Below are 16,596 nucleotides of genomic sequence, written 5' to 3' on the forward strand. Positions count from 1 at the left end.
CTCTCGGTGAGCAGGTTGTCCAGGGCGGGGGACTGCTCGGTCATGGTTGCAAGGCCTCCTGTAGTGCGCCGACATGACGGCTAGCGGCACGCTAGCGACGTTAGTCCGCCTTGTAAAAGGTTGCACCCACGTGACCCGGCCGGTTCACCGTGCCCAGCGAGACCCGGTGACTAAGCGTTCGTTCAGCCGGGCCTTGGCGGCCGGCCACTCCGGCGCCAGCATCGAATAGAGGACGGTGTCGCGCGACGAGCCGTCCGGCCGGATCCGGTGCGCCCGCAGCACGCCTTCGCGAAGCGCGCCAAGCCGTTCGATGGCGCGTTGCGAGCGGAGGTTGCGGATGTCGGTCTCCCACGCGACCCGTTGCGCGCCAAGGGTTTCGAACGCGTGTGTCAGCAGGAGCAGCTTCGACTCGGTGTTCAGTCCGGTGCGCTGCCAGTCCGCGCCGATCCACGTGTGCCCGATCGACAGGATCCGGTGCTTCTCGACGACCTGGTAGTACGACGTCGTGCCCGCGACGCGGCCGGAGGCGACGTCGATCTGCGCGAAGGGCCGGCGATCGGGGTCGGCGAGCGCCTGCTCGACCATCCGCTCGGCGGCGGGAAGATCCCCCGGCTGACGGATGCTCAGCCACGCCCAGATGCCCGGGTCGGTGCCGGCCTCGAACAGGCCCTTGGCGTGCTCCGGTGTCAGGGGCTCCAGGCGGACGTGCTCGCCGGAGAGGGTCGGTCGCGTGGTCCAGTCGCTCACGTGCCCACCGTAAGTCGGCCAGTGGCCGCTCAGGATAGCCAATTTCTGATCATTTTCAGAGACCACTTGCGGGTTGCCTATGCTCGGCTGACCACCACGGAAGGGCGGGCTCGATGGCCGAAGAGCGGGAAGAGCTGAGCTGGGAGCTGTTCGGCACGGCGAGCCGTGAACTGGCTCACACCATCGCCGAAGACGGCTTCGCGCCGGACCTCATCCTCTCGATCGCGCGCGGCGGGCTGTTCGTCGCCGGCGCGCTCGGCTACGCGCTCGACGTGAAGAACCTGCACGTCATGAACGTCGAGTTCTACACCGGCGTCGACCAGCGCCTCGACCTGCCGGTGATGCTGCCGCCGGTGCCCAACGTCGTGGACCTGACGAGCAAGAAGGTGCTGATCGCCGACGACGTCGCCGACACCGGCGCCACGCTCAAGCTGGTCCGCGACTACTGCCTCGAGCACGTCGCCGAGGTGCGCTCGGCTGTCATCTACGAAAAGCCGCACTCGACGGTCAAGTGCGAGTACGTCTGGCGGCGCACCGGCAAGTGGATCAACTTCCCGTGGTCGGTACTGCCGCCCGTGGTCACCCGCGAAGGACAGGTGCTCGACGCATGACCGACCCGCTGAAGCCCCTCCTCGACCTCGAAGGCGTCGCGGCGGCGGCGAAGTCCGCGCAGGACGCGGTGTTCGCGGTCCACCGCCTCCCGGCGAACCTCCGCGGCGGCGCGGCGACGGCGGCCGAAGCGTCCGTGCGGGCCGCCCGCGCGTCGGCCGGCATCGAAGGCGCCAACCCGGAACTGCCCGCCGACGGGACGGTCGACGACCCCGTCCTCGCCGGCGCGCTGCGCGTCGCGGAGACCCTCGAAACGCTGCTCCCGACCTGGCGCCGCGCCCCGCTGCAGGCGTTGGCGCGCCTGCACGTCCTGGCCGCGGCGGACCTCGTCGACGACCTGGACGCGTTGGGGCGCCCGCATTCCGGCGGCGGCCGTCTCGAACTGCTCGCCCAGCTGGTGACCGGAGCGACGTCGGTGCCGGGGCCGGTCCTGACCGCGGTCGTGCACGGGGAACTGCTGGCGCTCAAACCGTTCGGCAGCGCGGACGGCGTCGTGGCGCGCGCGGCCGCCCGCCTGACGATGGTCGCGACCGGGCTGGACCCGAAGTCGTTGAGCGTTCCGGAAGTTGCTTTCTTCCGCCGGGTGCCGCGTTATCTCGAAGCGGCCGAGGGTTTCGCGAGCGGGACGCCCGAAGGCGTACGCGCGTGGCTGCTTTTCTGCTGCGAAGCGTTCGAAGCGGGTGCGCGCGAAGCGAAGAGCATCTCGGACGCGGCCTCTTAAGACAGGACCGCGTTCAGCAAGCCCGGGAACCGCTTCTCCAGATCGTCGCGCCGCAGCACGATCCACCGCCGCCGGCCTTCCACGTTCGTCGTCGTCAACCCGGCTTCGCGCAGCACGCGCCAGTGGTGCGAAAGCGTCGCGGCGGTGATGTCGACGTCGTACTCCTCGAGCGCGCAGCTGCGCGGCTCGGTCTCCTGCGACAGCTCGCGGACGATCTCGAGGCGCACAGGATCGGCGAGCGCCTGCAGCACCGTCACGATCTCGATCGCGTCGCGCGCCGGCTGGGGCAGCGTCCTGGCCACCGCGGCCTCCCAACACTTGGACATTTTGACAACGATCGAAGTATAGCTCCATGATGACCGTATGACGATTCGACGATCATCTAATGATCGGCTGGGGGTCCTGCTCGTCCTCGCGGTCGGCACGTTCACCGTCGGCACCGACGGGTTCGTGCTCAACGGCCTGCTGCCGATCATCGCCGCCGACCTGCGGGTCACCGAATCCGTCGCGGGCCAGCTCGCCACGGTCTTCGCTTTGACGTACGCGATCGCGTCGCCGCTCATCGCCGCGTTCACCGGCACCTGGGACCGCCGGTGGGTGCTGGCGGGCGGCATGGTGCTGTTCACCGTCGGCATGGCGGGCCAGGCGCTCGGCACGTCGTTCGCCGTGGTCGCCCTCGCCCGGCTGGTCGCCGCGGTCGGCGCGGCCGCGTTCCAGTCCAACGCCTACGTCCTCGCCGGTGCGTTGTCCTCCGACGAGCGGCGGGGCCGGGCGCTGGCCACGGTCGCCGCCGGCATGAGCGTGTCGACGGTGCTCGGCGTGCCGATCGGGGTGCTGGCCGGGACGTGGTTCGGCTGGCGGGCGGTGATGTGGGGCATCGGCGTGGTGGCGGTCGTCGTCGCGGCGCTGATCCCGATCATCCCCGAGGTCCGCGTGCCCGCGGCGGGGCTGCGGGAGCGGCTGGCCGTCGTCGTGCGCCCGGCCGTGGCCCGGGTCCTGCTGGTGACGGTCCTCGGCACGCTCGCCGGGTTCACCGTCTTCGTCTACCTCCCGGTGCTGGTGGCGCCGGTGGCGAGCGGTGCCGTGCTGTCGTGGGTGCTGGTCGGGTTCGGGCTCGGCCAGCTCGCCGGGACGACGGTCACCGGCCGGGCCACCGACCGCCTCGGCCCCGGGCGCGTCCGCGCGTTTTCGCTGGCCGGTGTGGCGGTCGTGCTGGCCGTCGTGGACCTCGCGGTGCTGTCCCTGCCCGGCGCCCTGCTGTTCGCGCTCTTCGCCGGGGCGTTCGGCGGGATGCTGATGGTGCCGCAGCAGCACCGGCTCTTCACGATCGCGCCGGACGTCCCGACCGTGGCGCTCGGCGTGAACGGCTCGGCGATCTACGTCGGCGGCGCGCTCGGTTCGGCGCTCGGCGGCGTCGTCCTCGCCGCCGCGGGCCCGTCGTGGATCGGCCCCGCCGGCGCGCTCGCCGCCGTCGCCGCGCTCGCGCTGTGCGTCAACCGGACAGCTTCGCCGACCACTTCTCTTCGATCCGCCCGAACCGCCACACCGCCAGCGCGACGACCCACGTGAGCACGAACAACCCGACGATCCCGAAGCCGACGTAGTCCAGGTTCACCGAAGCGATCGCGGCCAGCGGCCCGCTCGTGATGGCCAGCTTCTCGGCGAGGATCGACACCAGCTCGATGGTCCCGATGAGCAGCGCCACCGCGACCGACAGCGCGGTCACCGTGATGTTGTAGAAGATCTTGCGCACCGGCTTCGCGAACGCCCAGCCGTAGGCGAAGTTCATGAAGCAGCCGTCCACGGTGTCGAACAGGGTCATCCCGGCGGCGAACAGGATCGGCAGCACGAGGATCGCGTACCAGGGCAGCGCGAACGTCGCGGCGCCCGCGGCCAGCACGAGCAGCCCGATTTCGGTCGCGGTGTCGAAGCCCAGCCCGAACAGCAGCCCGACCGGGTAGATGTGCCACGGCTTGCGCACGGCCTTCGTCGCGCCGCGCAGCAGCCGGTTCAGCAGGCCGCGGTTGTCCAGCTGGTGTTCCAGAGCGGCTTCGTCGAACTCGCCCCGGCGCATCTGCCGGAAGACCCGCAGGATCCCGACGAGCACCACGAGGTTCAGGATCGCGATCACGTAGAGGAACACGCCGGACACCGACGTCCCGATCACGCCGGTGGCCTGGTGCAACGCCGACGAGCCGTCCTCGACCTGCCCGGCCAGCGCGCGGACACCGAGGGACAGCAGCAGGCACAGCGCGAAGACGATCGTCGAGTGCCCCAGCGAGAACCAGAACCCGACCGACAGCGGCCGGTGGCCGTCGGCCATCAGCTTGCGCGTGGTGTTGTCGATCGCGGCGATGTGGTCGGCGTCGAACGCGTGCCGCATGCCGAGCGTGAACGCCGTGACACCCAGCCCGATCCCGAACACGCCGGACGCGCCCAGCGCGTAGTGGTGCGGCGCGACGAACGCCGTGAGCACGCCCCAGCCCACGACGTTCAGCAGCAGGATGAACCCGGCCATCCCGCCGATCGACATCCACTCGCGACGCGAAAGCCCGCGCCGCGAGTCCTCCGTCTCGGCCGCCATCGCGCACCCGCCTTCCCTCTCATCTGAGAGGTTAGACAGGTGAACAGATGAGAAGCTAGCTCGCTCGCACCCGAAGTGTGTCCAACGCCTTCCGCACGTGCCCGCCCGACGCGTGCAAAGCCTTCGCGGCGCTCTTGACGTCCTCGCCGGACAGCAAGTGCACCAGCGCCACCTTGAGGTCGCCCCCGGCCTCGGTGAGCGCGTCCGAGCAGTCCGCCATCGTCATCCCGGTGGCTTCCTGCAGGATCCGGATGGTCCGGCCGCGCAGCTTCGCGTTCGTCGCCCGCATGCTGACCATCAGGTTGGAGTAGGTCCGGCCCAGCTTGATCATCGTCGCGGTGGAGAACGACGTGAGGATCATCTTCTGCGCCGTGCCCGCCTTCATCCGGGTCGAGCCGGCGATCGCCTCCGGCCCGGTGTCGACGGCGATGAGGACGTCCACCCCAGCCGGCTTCGCGGCCTTCGCGTTGCCCGAGACCAGCCCGGTCCGGGCGCCTTGGCGCGACGCCGCGACCAGCGCACCCAGCACGTACGGCGTCCTGCCCGACGCCGTCAGCCCCAGCACGAAGTCACCCGGCTGCACCATCGCGGCCATCTCGGCAGCTCCGGCCGCCGAGTCGTCCTCCGCGTTTTCGACGGCCTGGCGCAGCGCGCGCTCGCCGCCGGCGTGGTGCGCGATGAACCAGTCGCCCGGCACGTTGAACGTCGGCACCAGCTCGGCCGCGTCCAAGGTGGCCAGCCGCCCGGACGTGCCCGCGCCGACGTAGTGCACCCGGCCCCCGGCCCGCAGGGCGTCCACCGCGTAGTCCACCGCGTGCGCCAGCTGGGGCAGCACCGCGGCGACGGCACCGGGGACCGTGCGGTCCTCGGCGTTGATCGCGCCCAGGATCCCCGCGGTGGACATCAGGTCGATGTCCTTGGTGCGGGGATTGCGGGTCTCGGTCGGCGAATCGACGTGCACCGCCTGCACGGGGACGGTCATCATGCGCCTCACATTTTCTCCGGGCATTACTTGCCGGTTTCCCGCGGACGGCGACGACCGTCCGGCCTGACCCCCAAGCGGTGTGATCCGACCGCGTCCCTCGTCGCGTCCAGGGCGTTGACCGAGGCGTCCATGTGCCGCTGCGCGACCCCGATGAACAGGCAGTCGATGACGGTGAGCTGGGCGATGCGGCTCGCCGTGGCGCCCGAACGGAAGGTGGTTTCCCGCGCCGCGGTCGTCAAAACGTGGTCGGAGACCTCGGTGATGGGGGAACGCGGGAAGTTCGTCACGGCGATGGTGCTGGCGCCGTGCTCACGCGCCACGCGCAGCGCCTCGACGGTGTCGGTGGTCGCGCCGGTGTGCGAGACGCCGATCGCGACGTCACCGGGGCTCAGCACCGCGGCCGAGGTGAGCATGATGTGCGTGTCCGACCACGCGAAGCACACGCGGCCGATGCGGTGCAGCTTCTGCTGCAGGTCGGCGGCGACGAAGGCGCTGGCGCCCACGCCGTAGACGTCCACGCGGCCGGCGTTCGCGACGACCTGGATCACGCGCTCCAGCGTGGCGACGTCGAGCTGGTCCGCCGTCTCCTCGACGGCCCGCGCGTCGGCGAAGCTGACCTTGCCGATCACGGCGGCCAGGTCGTCCTCCGGACCGATCTCGCCGCCGAGGTTGCGCGTGGTCCGGGCCTCGGTGCGCGCGGTGTCCGCGGCCAGCGCGATGCGCAGCTGCGGGTACCCGCCGACGCCGACGGCCTTGCAGAACCGGGTCACCGTGGTCTCGCTCGTGTTGGCGGCCAGGGCCACCTCGGTGATGCTGCGCCGCGCGACGTGCGCGGGGTCTTCCAGCACCACCTTGGCCACGCGCTGCTCGGCGCGGGCCAGGCCGGGGAGCAGCGACCGGATCCGCACCAGCGGGCTGGAGTCCGCGTCCCGTCCGGCCGTCTGGACCGATACGGGCTCGGACGGTGCCGGGCCGACTACGGATTCGGTATCACTCATCGTCGGAAAGTTACTAACCGTTGGCATCTGTGACAAGGCTACCCACACCCTTCGGTCGGTTCGCAACCCGTCCGTGTCTGCGGATCTGGATTTGCGATTAATCACTGACCAGAAAGTCGCCAACCAGGTCGCCCTTGTTAACGAGGTCAAGCTAACGACTTGGCAACTTAGTGTCGCGGTGCAAGCGGCAAGAAGACGGTAAATTCGGCCTCTTGGTCGACGTTCGGCGACCGACCCATCACCGAGAGGTCAACTGCCAACCCTCTGCAATGAATATGGCCGGGTCTTGTTCACCGTCGAGGAGTGATCGGCCGCTCTCGGTGACTTTCACACCGTCCACCGAAACTCCTCGTCCCGTGTAACTCGGGTCGGTGCTGTAACGCCAGCGGAGGCTCACCGACGCGCCCTGCGGCAGGGTCCCCACCGCCCGCCACCAGGCGCGGTGCCCGTGTCCGGAGAGCGACGTCACGGTTCCGGAGGGTGCCCCCGGTCCCGAAACCGCCAAGGCGATCGGTTGCCAGTTAACGCCGTCGGTGCTGGCCTGCAGCTGAAGTGGATCACCGCTGCCCTCGGTGTCCACGAAAGCAGCGAACGAGACCCGGGCTTGATCACTATGCGTGGTAAATGCCCGGGTGCTGAGCGTAGCTACGGCGGCATTACCCAGCGTGCTCGTCCAGGCGTCCTTCCCGGCCACCGGCCGCACCGCCATGGCCCTGGCCAGCGACGTCGCCCAGACCTGGCGGGCGGTGTTGATCGAGCCCCAGTTCCGGGTCGGGTGCACCCGGTTCGTCAGCAGGATCGCCACCGACCGGGACTCCGGGTCGATGACCAGCGTCGTTCCGGTGTAACCGGTGTGCCCGGCGGTGACCGGCGACGCCAGCGCGCCCATGTACCAGGGCTGGTCGAGCTCGAAGCCGAGGCCGTGCGCGTCGTCCGGGAACTGCTGGTTGTAGTTCGTCAGCATCTGCCGGACGGTCTCTTCGCGGAGGATCCGGTGCCCGCGGTAGCTGCCGCCGTTGAGGATCGCCTGGGCGAGGGAGGCCATGTCGCTCGCGGTGCTGAACACGCCCGCGTGCCCGGCGACGCCGCCGAGCGACCACGCGTTCTCGTCGTGCACGCTGCCGCGCACCATCCCGCGCGGCGGGTTCGCCTCGAACTCCGTCGCGGCGATCCGGCTCAGCTTCGCCGCGGGCGGGTTGTAACCGGTGTCGGTCATCCCGAGCGGGGCGGTGATCCGGTCGTGGACGACCTTGTCGAGGGACTGCCCGGTCAGCTTCTCGACGATGAAGCCGAGCGTCAGCAGGTTGATGTCCGAGTAGAGGTACGTCGTCCCCGGCTTGTTCTTCAGCGGGCTGTCGAGCACGGCCTGCCGGCGCGAGGGGATGTCGGGGTAGCCCGCCCAGAGCGACGGGATGGGGTCGGCGTCGAAGCCCGAGGTGTGCGTGAGCAGCATCTTGACCGTGATGGCGGCCTTGTCGCCGGTGGCGAACTCCGGGAAGAAGCGGCTCACCGGGGTGTCGATGGTGAACTGCCCGCGCTCGACGAGCTGGAGCAGCGCGATCGAGGTGAACAGCTTCGAGATCGAAGCCATGTCGAAGATGGTGTCGTTCTTCATGGGGACCTGCTGGTCCGCGGGCAGCTCGGTGCCCGCGGCGTCGGCGTACCGCAGCGCGCCGCCGACCGCGTACCGGTCGACGACCACGCCATCGTGCGCGAGCAGGCCGACCGCCCCGGAGAAGTGCGGGTGCCCGGAAGCGTCCGGCTTCGTCCAGCTCGCCAGGAAGTCCTCGGCCGCCTTGATCGGCGCCGGGTCGAGCCCGACGTCCTGCGGCCGCCCGTCGCGCAGCGTCGTCCACGGCGGGGCGAACCCGTGCTGCGGCCGGTCGAAGCGGCCGGCCGCCGGATCGTGGCTGGTGATGGCGCTGGCTCCCGAGTCCGGCACGGTCAACGTGGTCAGGGCGACCAGCACTCCGGTGGCCGCGACGAGGACCTTCCTAGCACGCACGAGTCTCCCCCTCAGCGGTAGAGCAGGTAGTGGCGGCGTCTCCGCTCGAACTCGGCCAGCTCGGCCCGCCAGGCGCCGGTGACCTCGTCGACGCCCGCGCCGGCGTCGACCATGGTCCGGAGCCGGTCGGACCCGGACAGCTTGTCGATGTAGTTGTCGGGGCGCCAGGCGAACACTTCCGGGTGCAGGGCCTTCGCCGTGACGAGCATGGCGACGGCGGTCCGGATCGCGTCGAAGGCCCGCGGGTCGCGCACGCTCAGCTGCACGCCGCCGCACGTCTGGTTGACGAACTTGCTGAAGGTGGGGACGAAGTAGGTCTCGCGGAACCGCGCGCCGGGCAGGGCGAGGTCCTCGAGCTTCTCGCGCCAGCGCCAGTCGAGCCCGGGAGCGCCGATGATCTCGAACGGCCGGGTGGTGCCCCGGCCCTCGGAGAACACCGTGCCTTCGAACATCCCGGTGCCCGGGTAGACGAGCGCCGTGTCCGGCGTCGGCATGTTGGGGCTCGGGAGCACCCAGTTCAGCCCGGTCTGCGCGAAGAGCGTGTCGCGCTGCCAGCCGCGCACCTGGACGACGTCGAGCTTCACCCCTTCGCCCGGCAAGAACTCCCCGGCGAAGAAGCGCGCGAGCTCGCCGACGGTCATGCCGTGCTGCTGGGCGATCGGCTGCCGGCCGATCCCGGAGGCGAACTTCGGGTCGAGCACCGGCCCGGCCGCTCGGCCACCGAGCGGGTTCGGCCGGTCGAGAACCACGAAGGCGGCCTTGACCTGCGCCGCGGCCACCATTGCCGTGTAGAGCGACCAGATGTAGGTGTAGAAGCGCGCGCCGACATCGGCGATGTCGAACACGACGGTGTCGACGCCGGCCTTGGTGAACAGCGAGGCGAGCTTCGTCGCGTCGACGCCGTACGCGTCGTAGACCGGGACGCCCGTGCGCGGGTCGGTGTAGTCGCCCTCGGAGCCGCCGGCTTGCGCGCTGCCGCGGAAACCGTGTTCGGGCCCGAAGGCCGCCACCGGTTTCACGCCGGCGGCCACCATCGAGTCGACGATGTGGTCGCCGTTCAGCAGGACGCCGGTCGGGTTCGAGAGCACACCGAGCTTGCGGCCCTGCAGCGGACGCCAGCCCTGCGCGGCCAGCTGCTCCGCGCCGGTGAGGACGCGCCCCGGGTGTGCTGTTTCCGGCTGCGCCCCGGCGACGGCGGAGCCGCCCGCCAGCATCGGGACGGCGAGCGCGCTCGCGCCGAGGAAGCGGCGCCGGTCAAGGTTCACCAGGTCAGCCCGTGGCCGAAGGGGTACTTGACGGTCTGCACGTCGGCTCCCGCCGGGATGTCGACCGGCAGCTTCCCGACCGGTTTCGCCTCGCCGAGGATCACCTTGGCCAGCGCCTCCAGGGTCGGCCCGATGTAGCCGTAAGTGGCCAGCCAGGTCTTCACGGCGCTCGGATAACCGGCGTCGTACGGGATCTGGGCGGCGACCGCGACGACCGGCTTCCCGGTCGCCTGCAGGGCGTCGAGCAGTTTGGTCTGCAGGGGGTAGGTGGCGATGTTGTTCGTCAGCACGACGACGAGCTCGGCGGTCTGGGCCTTGGCGACGGCCTGCGCGACCTGGGCGTCCGTCGGGGTCTGGCCGGTTTGGTAGGCCGTCGCGGCGGTGCCGTGGGCGGTCAGCTTCTGCGCGAGGGTCGCCGTCGTGGACACGCCCCAGCCGGTGACCAGCGTCGTCGCGGGCTTCTGCTTCAGGGGCAGGAGACCGGCGTCGTTCGCGACAGCCGTGATGCCGCGGTCGGCGATGTCCTGCGCGGTGGCGAGGTTCGCCGGCGTGCCGACGGTCTTCATCACCCGGTCCGGCGCGACGAACGGCGAGAACAGGATGCCGCTCTTGAACTTGAGCTTCAGCACCCGGAGCACGCTCTGGTCGATCCGCCACATCGGGATGTCCCCGGACTTCACGGCGGCGAGGACCGCGTTGATGGCGACGTCGAGGTGCACCGGCATGAGCAGCTGGTCGACGCCGGCCTTCAGCGCGAGGACGGGGATTTCGGCGTCGCCGTGCATTTCGCGAACGCCCTGCATCTCGAGGGAGTCGGTGATGACGACGCCGTTGTAGCCGAGTTCGCCCCGCAGCTTCCCGGTGACGATCGGCTTCGACAGCGTCGCGGGCTCGAGCGACGGGTCGAGGCTGGGAAATTGGATGTGCGCGGTCATGATCGAGTCGACGCCGGCCTTGATGGCGGCCTTGAACGGCGGCACGTCGGTGGCACGCCACTGGTTTTCGGTGCTGTCGATCCGCGGCAGCCCGGTGTGGCTGTCGGTCGGCGCGGCGCCGTGGCCGGGGAAGTGCTTCGCGGTCGCGGCGACGGACTTGCGGAACCCCTTGACCTCCGCCGTGACGAAGTCGCTGGCCAGGCCGGGTTGCCCGGAGAAGGACCGGACGCCGATGACCGGGTTGACGGGGTTGGAGTTGACGTCCGAATCGGGCGCGAAGTCCTGGTTGATCCCGACGGCCCGCAGTTCTCGGCCGAGGATGGTCGCCGCCTGCGTCGCGCGCTTCGGGTCCCGCCCGGCGGAGATGGCCATGGCGTTCGGGAACTCGGTGGCCGGCGCGCCCATCCGCGTGACCGTGCCGCCCTCCTGGTCGGCGGCGATCTGCAGCGGGATGTGCGCCCCGCTCCTGACGGCGGCCTGCTGGAGGCCGTTGGACAGCTTCGCGACCTGCACGGGGTCGTCGAAGTTGTCGCGCGTGTCGTTGTTGAAGTAGATGACCCCGCCGAGGTGGTACTTCTCGACGACCTGCGCGGGGGTGTCGACGCCGAAGTCGGTCCGGTTCTTCGGGTTGACCTCGTCGGCGGTCTTGCCGTTCACCCAGGTGACGAACAGCTGCCCGACCTTCTGCTCGAGCGTCAGCCCGCGCAACGCCTGGGTCGCCGCGGCCTCGGCCTGCGCGTCCGTGCTCACCTGAGGTGCGCTCGCCGCGGTCGCGACACCCACACCGGTGAAGGCGAGCATCCCCGCGACGGGCAGGGCGAGCGCATGGAACCTCCGATTTCGGGTCGTCACGACTCAGCCTCCCAGAAAGTAGCGGGCGCTCGGACGTCAGAAGTCCACTCAGAGGCGCCAATATCGGGAAGCTACTCACCGAATCCGGTGCTGTCCATCGACCGACCGCACGAACGCGCCAGTCGTACCCGGATCGGTAGGAAAGTCGCCGTCCGCAAGATGCACGCAGGTCCGAACGGGTGCCCCACTCACGCGTGTCGACCTCCCAATCACGCGTGTCGACCTTCCAATCACGCGTGATGCCCCTTCAATCACGCGTGATGCCCCGCCAGTCACGCGAGATGCCCGCGATGTACCCCCCAAATAGACGAGGCGGCGCCCGTGGCCGAAGCCACGGGCGCCGCCTGCAAGCGCGAACTTCTCGGGCGACCAAGCGTGCAACTCTGGTCGTACCTACATGGACTCGGCGTGTGGCGTCCCACTACGCAGTCCCTAGACGACGAGCCTCCCGCGGCGCGCTGCGCGTGGGTACCCGGAGTCCGCGCACGGAGGTTTGCCGGGGTGGAACAGGCTTCTCTTCTACCTGCTCCCTGGCCGACCAAACGTCCGCACCTACTTTCTACGCCGTGAGCCCGGTCACTTCAAGTGCGCGGACGGGTGCACCGGTACAGAGGCTGGATCGGGTGACACCGGCACCCTGCGCGACGGACAATTCGGGGCTGGGCCAAGCAAAGTGACGCTCGTACGGCCGTGTGGGTGGCCGGTGTCCCGTCAGCGGGACCGTCGGCGACGGTTGAGGCCGTACCAGGTCGCTCCGGCGGCCACCGCGCCGACGCCGAGCGCCACCATCCCGGCCGACCGCGTCGGGATCCGGGTGCGCAGCGACATGGGCCGGTCGAAGGCCAGGATCGGCCAGCCGCGTTCGAGGGCTTCGCGCCGCAGGAGCTTGTCCGGGTTGACCGCGTGCGGGTGCCCGACGACCTCGAGCAGCGGGATGTCGGTGCTCGAGTCGGTGTAGGCGAAGCACTCGGCGAGGTCGTAGCCGTGGGTCGCGGCGAGCTGCTTCGCGGCGACGGCCTTGTTGGCGCCGTAGCAGTAGAAGTCGACTTCGCCGGAGTAGCGGCCGTCGACGATCTGCATCCGCGTGGCGACGCTCCGGGTCGCGCCGAGCATCTCCGCCACCGGCGCGACGACCTCCTCGCCGGTCGCCGACAGCACGATCACGTCGTGCCCGTCCTCGCGGTGCCGCGCGATCAGCTCCGCCGCCTCCGCGTACACGAGCGGGTCGACGACGTCGTGCAGCGTCTCGCGGACGATCGCCGAAACCTGGGCGACGTCCCAGCCGGCGCACAGCGCGGAAACTTCGGCGCGCAGCCGCTCGGTTTTGTTCTCGTCGGCGCCCGCGAGCGAGAACACCAGCTGCGCGTAGGCGCTTCGCAACGCGGCGCGACGGTTGATCAGTCCTTCTTTGAGGAGGGGCTTGCTGAACGCCAGCGCGCTCGACGAAGCGATGATCGTCTTGTCCAGGTCGAAGAACGCGGCCACCGCGTGCTCCGGGCCCGGCTTCCGGATGCGCGACGGCGCGCTGCTCGGTTCGGCCACCCGCCCAGGATAGGAGCTTGATCGAGGCGCGTCCCGTTGATCCACCACACGCGCGTCGCGCCGGGCGGAAAATCCATGACAGACAGGCACTTCGGGCGCGCTGTGCCGTTACCGAACTGTGTGCCTCATCCGGCGCGCGATCCGGCGCCGGGCGGAGTTACAGTGAGGGAGTCCGGTGTCCAACCGGGCCGGTTCAGTCCGACCCCCCGGGGCTGAACCCACGGCGGCCCCCGTCCCTCCCCCCTGGCGGGGGCCGCCCTCTTACCTCCCGTTTGCCTTCCCGGTTTCCGTTGCCCCCGCTGGATTCCGGTTTTCGACGGCGACGCACGCGGCCTTCTTGCCTTCCGTTTACCTTCGTCAATTTCCTGTTGCGTGACGAAACGTGTTCGCGCTTGACGCGGAATCTTCTCGTGCGGAAATTCGTGGCCATTTTCCGCCGCAGATGCGTCGCGGGCGGCGGTCATCCTGCCACACGCCACCGGCAGAACCGGCCCGCGAGCGGGGTCACGAGCGGCAGTTGTCCACAACACCCCGGTTGTCCACAGCCGGCCGCCCACCCCGTTGTGCCGCCCCACTCCCGCCCGCGACGGTGGAAACACGGGCCACCCACGGCCCGCACCGACGACGGGGGAGGACCGCATGACGGGGGAACGACCGCTGGTGATCGCCGCGGACGAAACCGTGCTCGACGAGATACTGCGCGTGGCCGCGGTCGCGGGCTGCGAACTCGACCGCGCACCGGACCTGACGGCGGCGAGCGGGCACTGGGCCCGTGCGCCGCTGGTGGTCCTCGACGAAGAAGCCGTGCGGCATCCACCGGCCCTGCCCCGGCGCAGCGGGATCCTCCTGGTGTGCAAGGGCAGTCCGGGGCCGGCGACGTGGGAGCACGCCTTTCGCAGCGGCGTCGAGCGCGTGATCGCGTTGCCCGACGAAGAATCCGCGCTCGCCGGCGCGTTCGCCGACGTCGTCGAGACACCGGCGGAGCAACCCGGGCTGGTGCTCGGCGTGGTCGGCGGCCGGGGTGGCGCGGGGGCATCCGTCTTCGCGGCGACCCTCGCCCTGGCGGCCGACAGCGATCCGGGCGGAGCTCTGCTGCTGGACTGCGATCCCCTCAGCGGCGGCCTGGATGTGTTGCTGGGCTTGGAAAAGACGCCCGGAGCACGCTGGCCGGACGTGCACCTGAGCGGCCGGGTATCGGTGTCCTCGCTGGCCGATAAGCTCCCGCAGCGGAGGCACCGCGGTGGCAGCCTCCCGGTGCTCGCGTCCGGCCCCGAAGGCGACGGCCCGGAGGTCGAGTCGTTGTCGGCGATCCTGTCCGCCGGTCGCCGCGCGGGCCGCACGGTGGTGTGCGACCTCCCGCGCGCCCTCGGTGAGGCGTCCGAGGAGGCGGTGCTGCGGGCCGACCTGGTGCTGCTGATGGTGCCGCTGGAGATCCGGGCGTGCCTGGCGGCGAAGAAGGTGCTGAACCGCCTGTCGAAGCTGACGGCCCGCATCGGCATGGTCACATGTGGACACTCGAAGGACCCGGCCGTCCGCACGGCCGCCCTGATCGGCCCACCCCTGATGGCCTCGATGCCCCCGGAACGCGGTCTCTGGCACGCACTGGAGCGCGCCGAGTTCCCGACGAAACCAAAGGGCCCCCTGGCCAAAACGGCGGCCGAGATCCTGGCAATAGCCCGCCACGAAGCCCAGGCGGCCAACCGATGACCCCCGCAGCCCACGACCTCCGCCCCACGAGCACCCCGACCAGAGTGTCGGAGCTGTTGCTCCCAACGGTCCTGAGCTTGCTCACCCGAGCCCCAGCGAGCGCGGCGAGGTTCTCGACGCTGCTGCGCCCCCAACCGGAGCCGCGCGCATGCCCACTGCCGGACACGCGAGTCCAGGAATCGCCCAGCGAGCCACCGGCCATCCCTCAGCCCGCGCTCCCGGCAGAGCAGGTGGACTCATGACAACCGCGTCGGCGGGTCCACCCGCGCCGCGGCCGCCGCGGCGCGGGACGTCGGATTGGCGTTCGTCGCGAGGCACCCACGTCACGGCTGTTCGCGGTGGGCCATCGGCCACTCCCGCCTTCCTCGCGTCGCCGGGTTCGCACCCGTCGCGGGGCACCCGCGTCACCGCATCACGCGATCGCCCACCGGCCACCCCGAGAACCCACCACAGAGCAAGGCGGCCGAACTCATGACCACCGACTTCGTCGACCGCGTCCGCAACCGCCTGGCCGGCGACCGCCGCCAGGCCGACCCGGTCGCCGTCGCGACCGCCGTCCGCGCCGAAGCCGGCGGCGTCCTCGGCCACGACGCGGTGCTCGACGCCGCCCGCCAAGCTCGCGACGAGTTCATCGGCGCCGGCCCGCTGGCCCCGCTCCTCGACGACCCGGCGACCACCGACGTCCTCGTCACCGGCCCGCACGAAGTCTGGACCGACGGCCCGCAAGGCCTGATCCGCAGCAGCATCCGCTTCAAGGACGAAGAATCCGTCCGTCGCCTGGCCCAGCGCCTCGCTCTCGCCGCCGGGCGCCGCCTCGACGACGCCCAGCCCTACGTCGACGGCTGGCTCCCCGGCGCCGGCCCGCACGGCCGCATCCGCGTCCACGCCGTCCTCCCGCCGATCGCGGCCGGCGGCACCTGCCTGTCCCTGCGCGTCCTGCGCCCGGCGACGCACGACCTCACCACGCTCGGCGAACTCGGCGCGTTCGACGAGGCCGGCGCCAGACTCCTCCGCACCGTCGTCTCGAGGCGGATGGCGTTCCTCGTCACCGGCGGCACGGGCGCGGGCAAGACCACGCTCCTGGCCGCGCTGCTCGGCGCCGTCGACCCGGGCGAACGGATCGTCTGCGTCGAGGACGCCGGCGAGCTGCAGCCCGCCCACCCGCAGTTCGTCGGCCTCGTCGCCCGTCCGCCCAATGTGGAGGGTGCGGGCGCGGTCGGCCTGCCCGAGCTCGTCCGCCAGGCGCTGCGCATGCGTCCCGACCGGCTGGTGGTCGGCGAGGTCCGCGGCGCCGAGGTCGGCGCGCTGCTCACCGCGCTCAACACCGGTCACGACGGCGGCGCCTGCACCGTCCACGCCAACTCCCCGGCCGAGGTGCCCGCCCGCATCGAGGCACTGGCCGCGCTCGGTGGCCTCGGCCGCGACGCCGTGCACAGCCAGCTCGTCGCCGCAATCCGCGTGGTGCTGCACATGCGGCGCGAAGCAGACGGCCGTCGGCGCCTCGCCGAGGTCGGCGTGCTTCGCGCTGAACACGGCCGGGCCCGGGTCGTGCCGGTGTGGCGTGCGGGCCGGTGGACGGTCGACCGGCACCTGTTCGTGACGTCGGGGGCGATTGCGTGCTGAACGTCCTGCTGCCGAACGCTTTC

Annotated in this window: 14 protein-coding genes; 5 read left to right on the forward strand and 9 right to left on the reverse strand. The window is 70.8% G+C overall.

Going from position 1 to position 16,596, the window contains the following annotated elements:
- Positions 1-144 precede the first annotated feature (144 nt).
- The gene (locus C2L58_RS12710) at positions 145-747 is read right to left on the reverse strand and encodes a GNAT family N-acetyltransferase (protein ID WP_103337781.1); all 603 of its coding nucleotides are present in this window, start codon (positions 745-747) and stop codon (positions 145-147) included.
- A 113-nt stretch (positions 748-860) separates the two neighbouring features.
- On the opposite strand from C2L58_RS12710, the gene C2L58_RS12715 reads away from it, so the two are divergent.
- Positions 861-1,358 carry a phosphoribosyltransferase gene (locus C2L58_RS12715; protein WP_103337782.1) on the forward strand — a complete coding sequence of 166 codons (498 nt, stop codon included), beginning with the start codon at positions 861-863 and terminating at the stop codon, positions 1,356-1,358.
- A complete protein-coding gene (locus C2L58_RS12720; protein WP_103337783.1) occupies positions 1,355-2,077 on the forward strand; it encodes an oxidoreductase in 723 nt (240 codons plus the stop codon). Before C2L58_RS12715 ends, C2L58_RS12720 begins: the two co-directional genes overlap by 4 nt.
- Here the strand turns inward: C2L58_RS12720 and C2L58_RS12725 are convergent.
- On the reverse strand, positions 2,074-2,379 hold the full coding sequence (locus C2L58_RS12725) for an ArsR/SmtB family transcription factor (RefSeq protein ID WP_103337807.1): 306 nt from the start codon (positions 2,377-2,379) through the stop codon (positions 2,074-2,076). The two genes, C2L58_RS12720 and C2L58_RS12725, sit on opposite strands and share 4 nt — an antisense overlap.
- A gap of 61 nt (positions 2,380-2,440) precedes the next feature.
- On the opposite strand from C2L58_RS12725, the gene C2L58_RS12730 reads away from it, so the two are divergent.
- The gene (locus C2L58_RS12730; protein WP_103337784.1) at positions 2,441-3,646 is read left to right on the forward strand and encodes an MFS transporter; all 1,206 of its coding nucleotides are present in this window, start codon (positions 2,441-2,443) and stop codon (positions 3,644-3,646) included.
- Here C2L58_RS12730 and C2L58_RS12735 read toward each other — a convergent pair.
- The 7 genes from C2L58_RS12735 to C2L58_RS12765 form a co-directional block, all read right to left on the reverse strand.
- Complete coding sequence (locus C2L58_RS12735; protein WP_199191243.1) at positions 3,570-4,610, reverse strand: HoxN/HupN/NixA family nickel/cobalt transporter; 1,041 nt, start codon at positions 4,608-4,610, stop codon at positions 3,570-3,572. The genes C2L58_RS12730 and C2L58_RS12735 overlap by 77 nt on opposite strands.
- A gap of 106 nt (positions 4,611-4,716) precedes the next feature.
- On the reverse strand, positions 4,717-5,646 hold the full coding sequence (locus tag C2L58_RS12740) for an N-acetylmuramic acid 6-phosphate etherase (protein ID WP_103337786.1): 930 nt from the start codon (positions 5,644-5,646) through the stop codon (positions 4,717-4,719).
- A gap of 23 nt (positions 5,647-5,669) precedes the next feature.
- A complete protein-coding gene (locus C2L58_RS12745) occupies positions 5,670-6,644 on the reverse strand; it encodes a MurR/RpiR family transcriptional regulator (protein ID WP_233225693.1) in 975 nt (324 codons plus the stop codon).
- A gap of 238 nt (positions 6,645-6,882) precedes the next feature.
- On the reverse strand, positions 6,883-8,613 hold the full coding sequence (locus C2L58_RS12750; RefSeq protein ID WP_103337788.1) for a serine hydrolase domain-containing protein: 1,731 nt from the start codon (positions 8,611-8,613) through the stop codon (positions 6,883-6,885).
- Between the two features lie 47 nt (positions 8,614-8,660).
- Positions 8,661-9,914, reverse strand: coding sequence for an exo-beta-N-acetylmuramidase NamZ family protein (locus tag C2L58_RS12755; RefSeq protein ID WP_103337789.1), 1,254 nt, complete (start codon positions 9,912-9,914; stop codon positions 8,661-8,663).
- Positions 9,911-11,650 carry a glycoside hydrolase family 3 protein gene (locus C2L58_RS12760; RefSeq protein ID WP_103337790.1) on the reverse strand — a complete coding sequence of 580 codons (1,740 nt, stop codon included), beginning with the start codon at positions 11,648-11,650 and terminating at the stop codon, positions 9,911-9,913. The genes C2L58_RS12755 and C2L58_RS12760 overlap by 4 nt, the downstream gene beginning before the upstream one ends.
- A gap of 762 nt (positions 11,651-12,412) precedes the next feature.
- The gene (locus C2L58_RS12765; RefSeq protein ID WP_103337791.1) at positions 12,413-13,243 is read right to left on the reverse strand and encodes an HAD family hydrolase; all 831 of its coding nucleotides are present in this window, start codon (positions 13,241-13,243) and stop codon (positions 12,413-12,415) included.
- Positions 13,244-13,882: 639 nt separating this feature from the next.
- Between C2L58_RS12765 and ssd the strand changes: the two genes are divergently transcribed.
- Together ssd and C2L58_RS12775 are read left to right on the forward strand one after the other, a co-directional pair.
- Positions 13,883-14,950 (forward strand): septum site-determining protein Ssd, encoded by a 1,068-nt coding sequence (ssd, locus tag C2L58_RS12770; RefSeq protein ID WP_103337792.1) that lies wholly within the window; start codon positions 13,883-13,885, stop codon positions 14,948-14,950.
- Positions 14,951-15,421: 471 nt separating this feature from the next.
- Positions 15,422-16,573 (forward strand): TadA family conjugal transfer-associated ATPase, encoded by a 1,152-nt coding sequence (locus C2L58_RS12775; RefSeq protein WP_103337793.1) that lies wholly within the window; start codon positions 15,422-15,424, stop codon positions 16,571-16,573.
- The last annotated feature ends 23 nt before the right edge of the window (positions 16,574-16,596 follow it).

It is taken from the genome of Amycolatopsis sp. CA-126428, assembly GCF_002904335.1.
Classification (GTDB): Bacteria; Actinomycetota; Actinomycetes; order Mycobacteriales; family Pseudonocardiaceae; genus Amycolatopsis.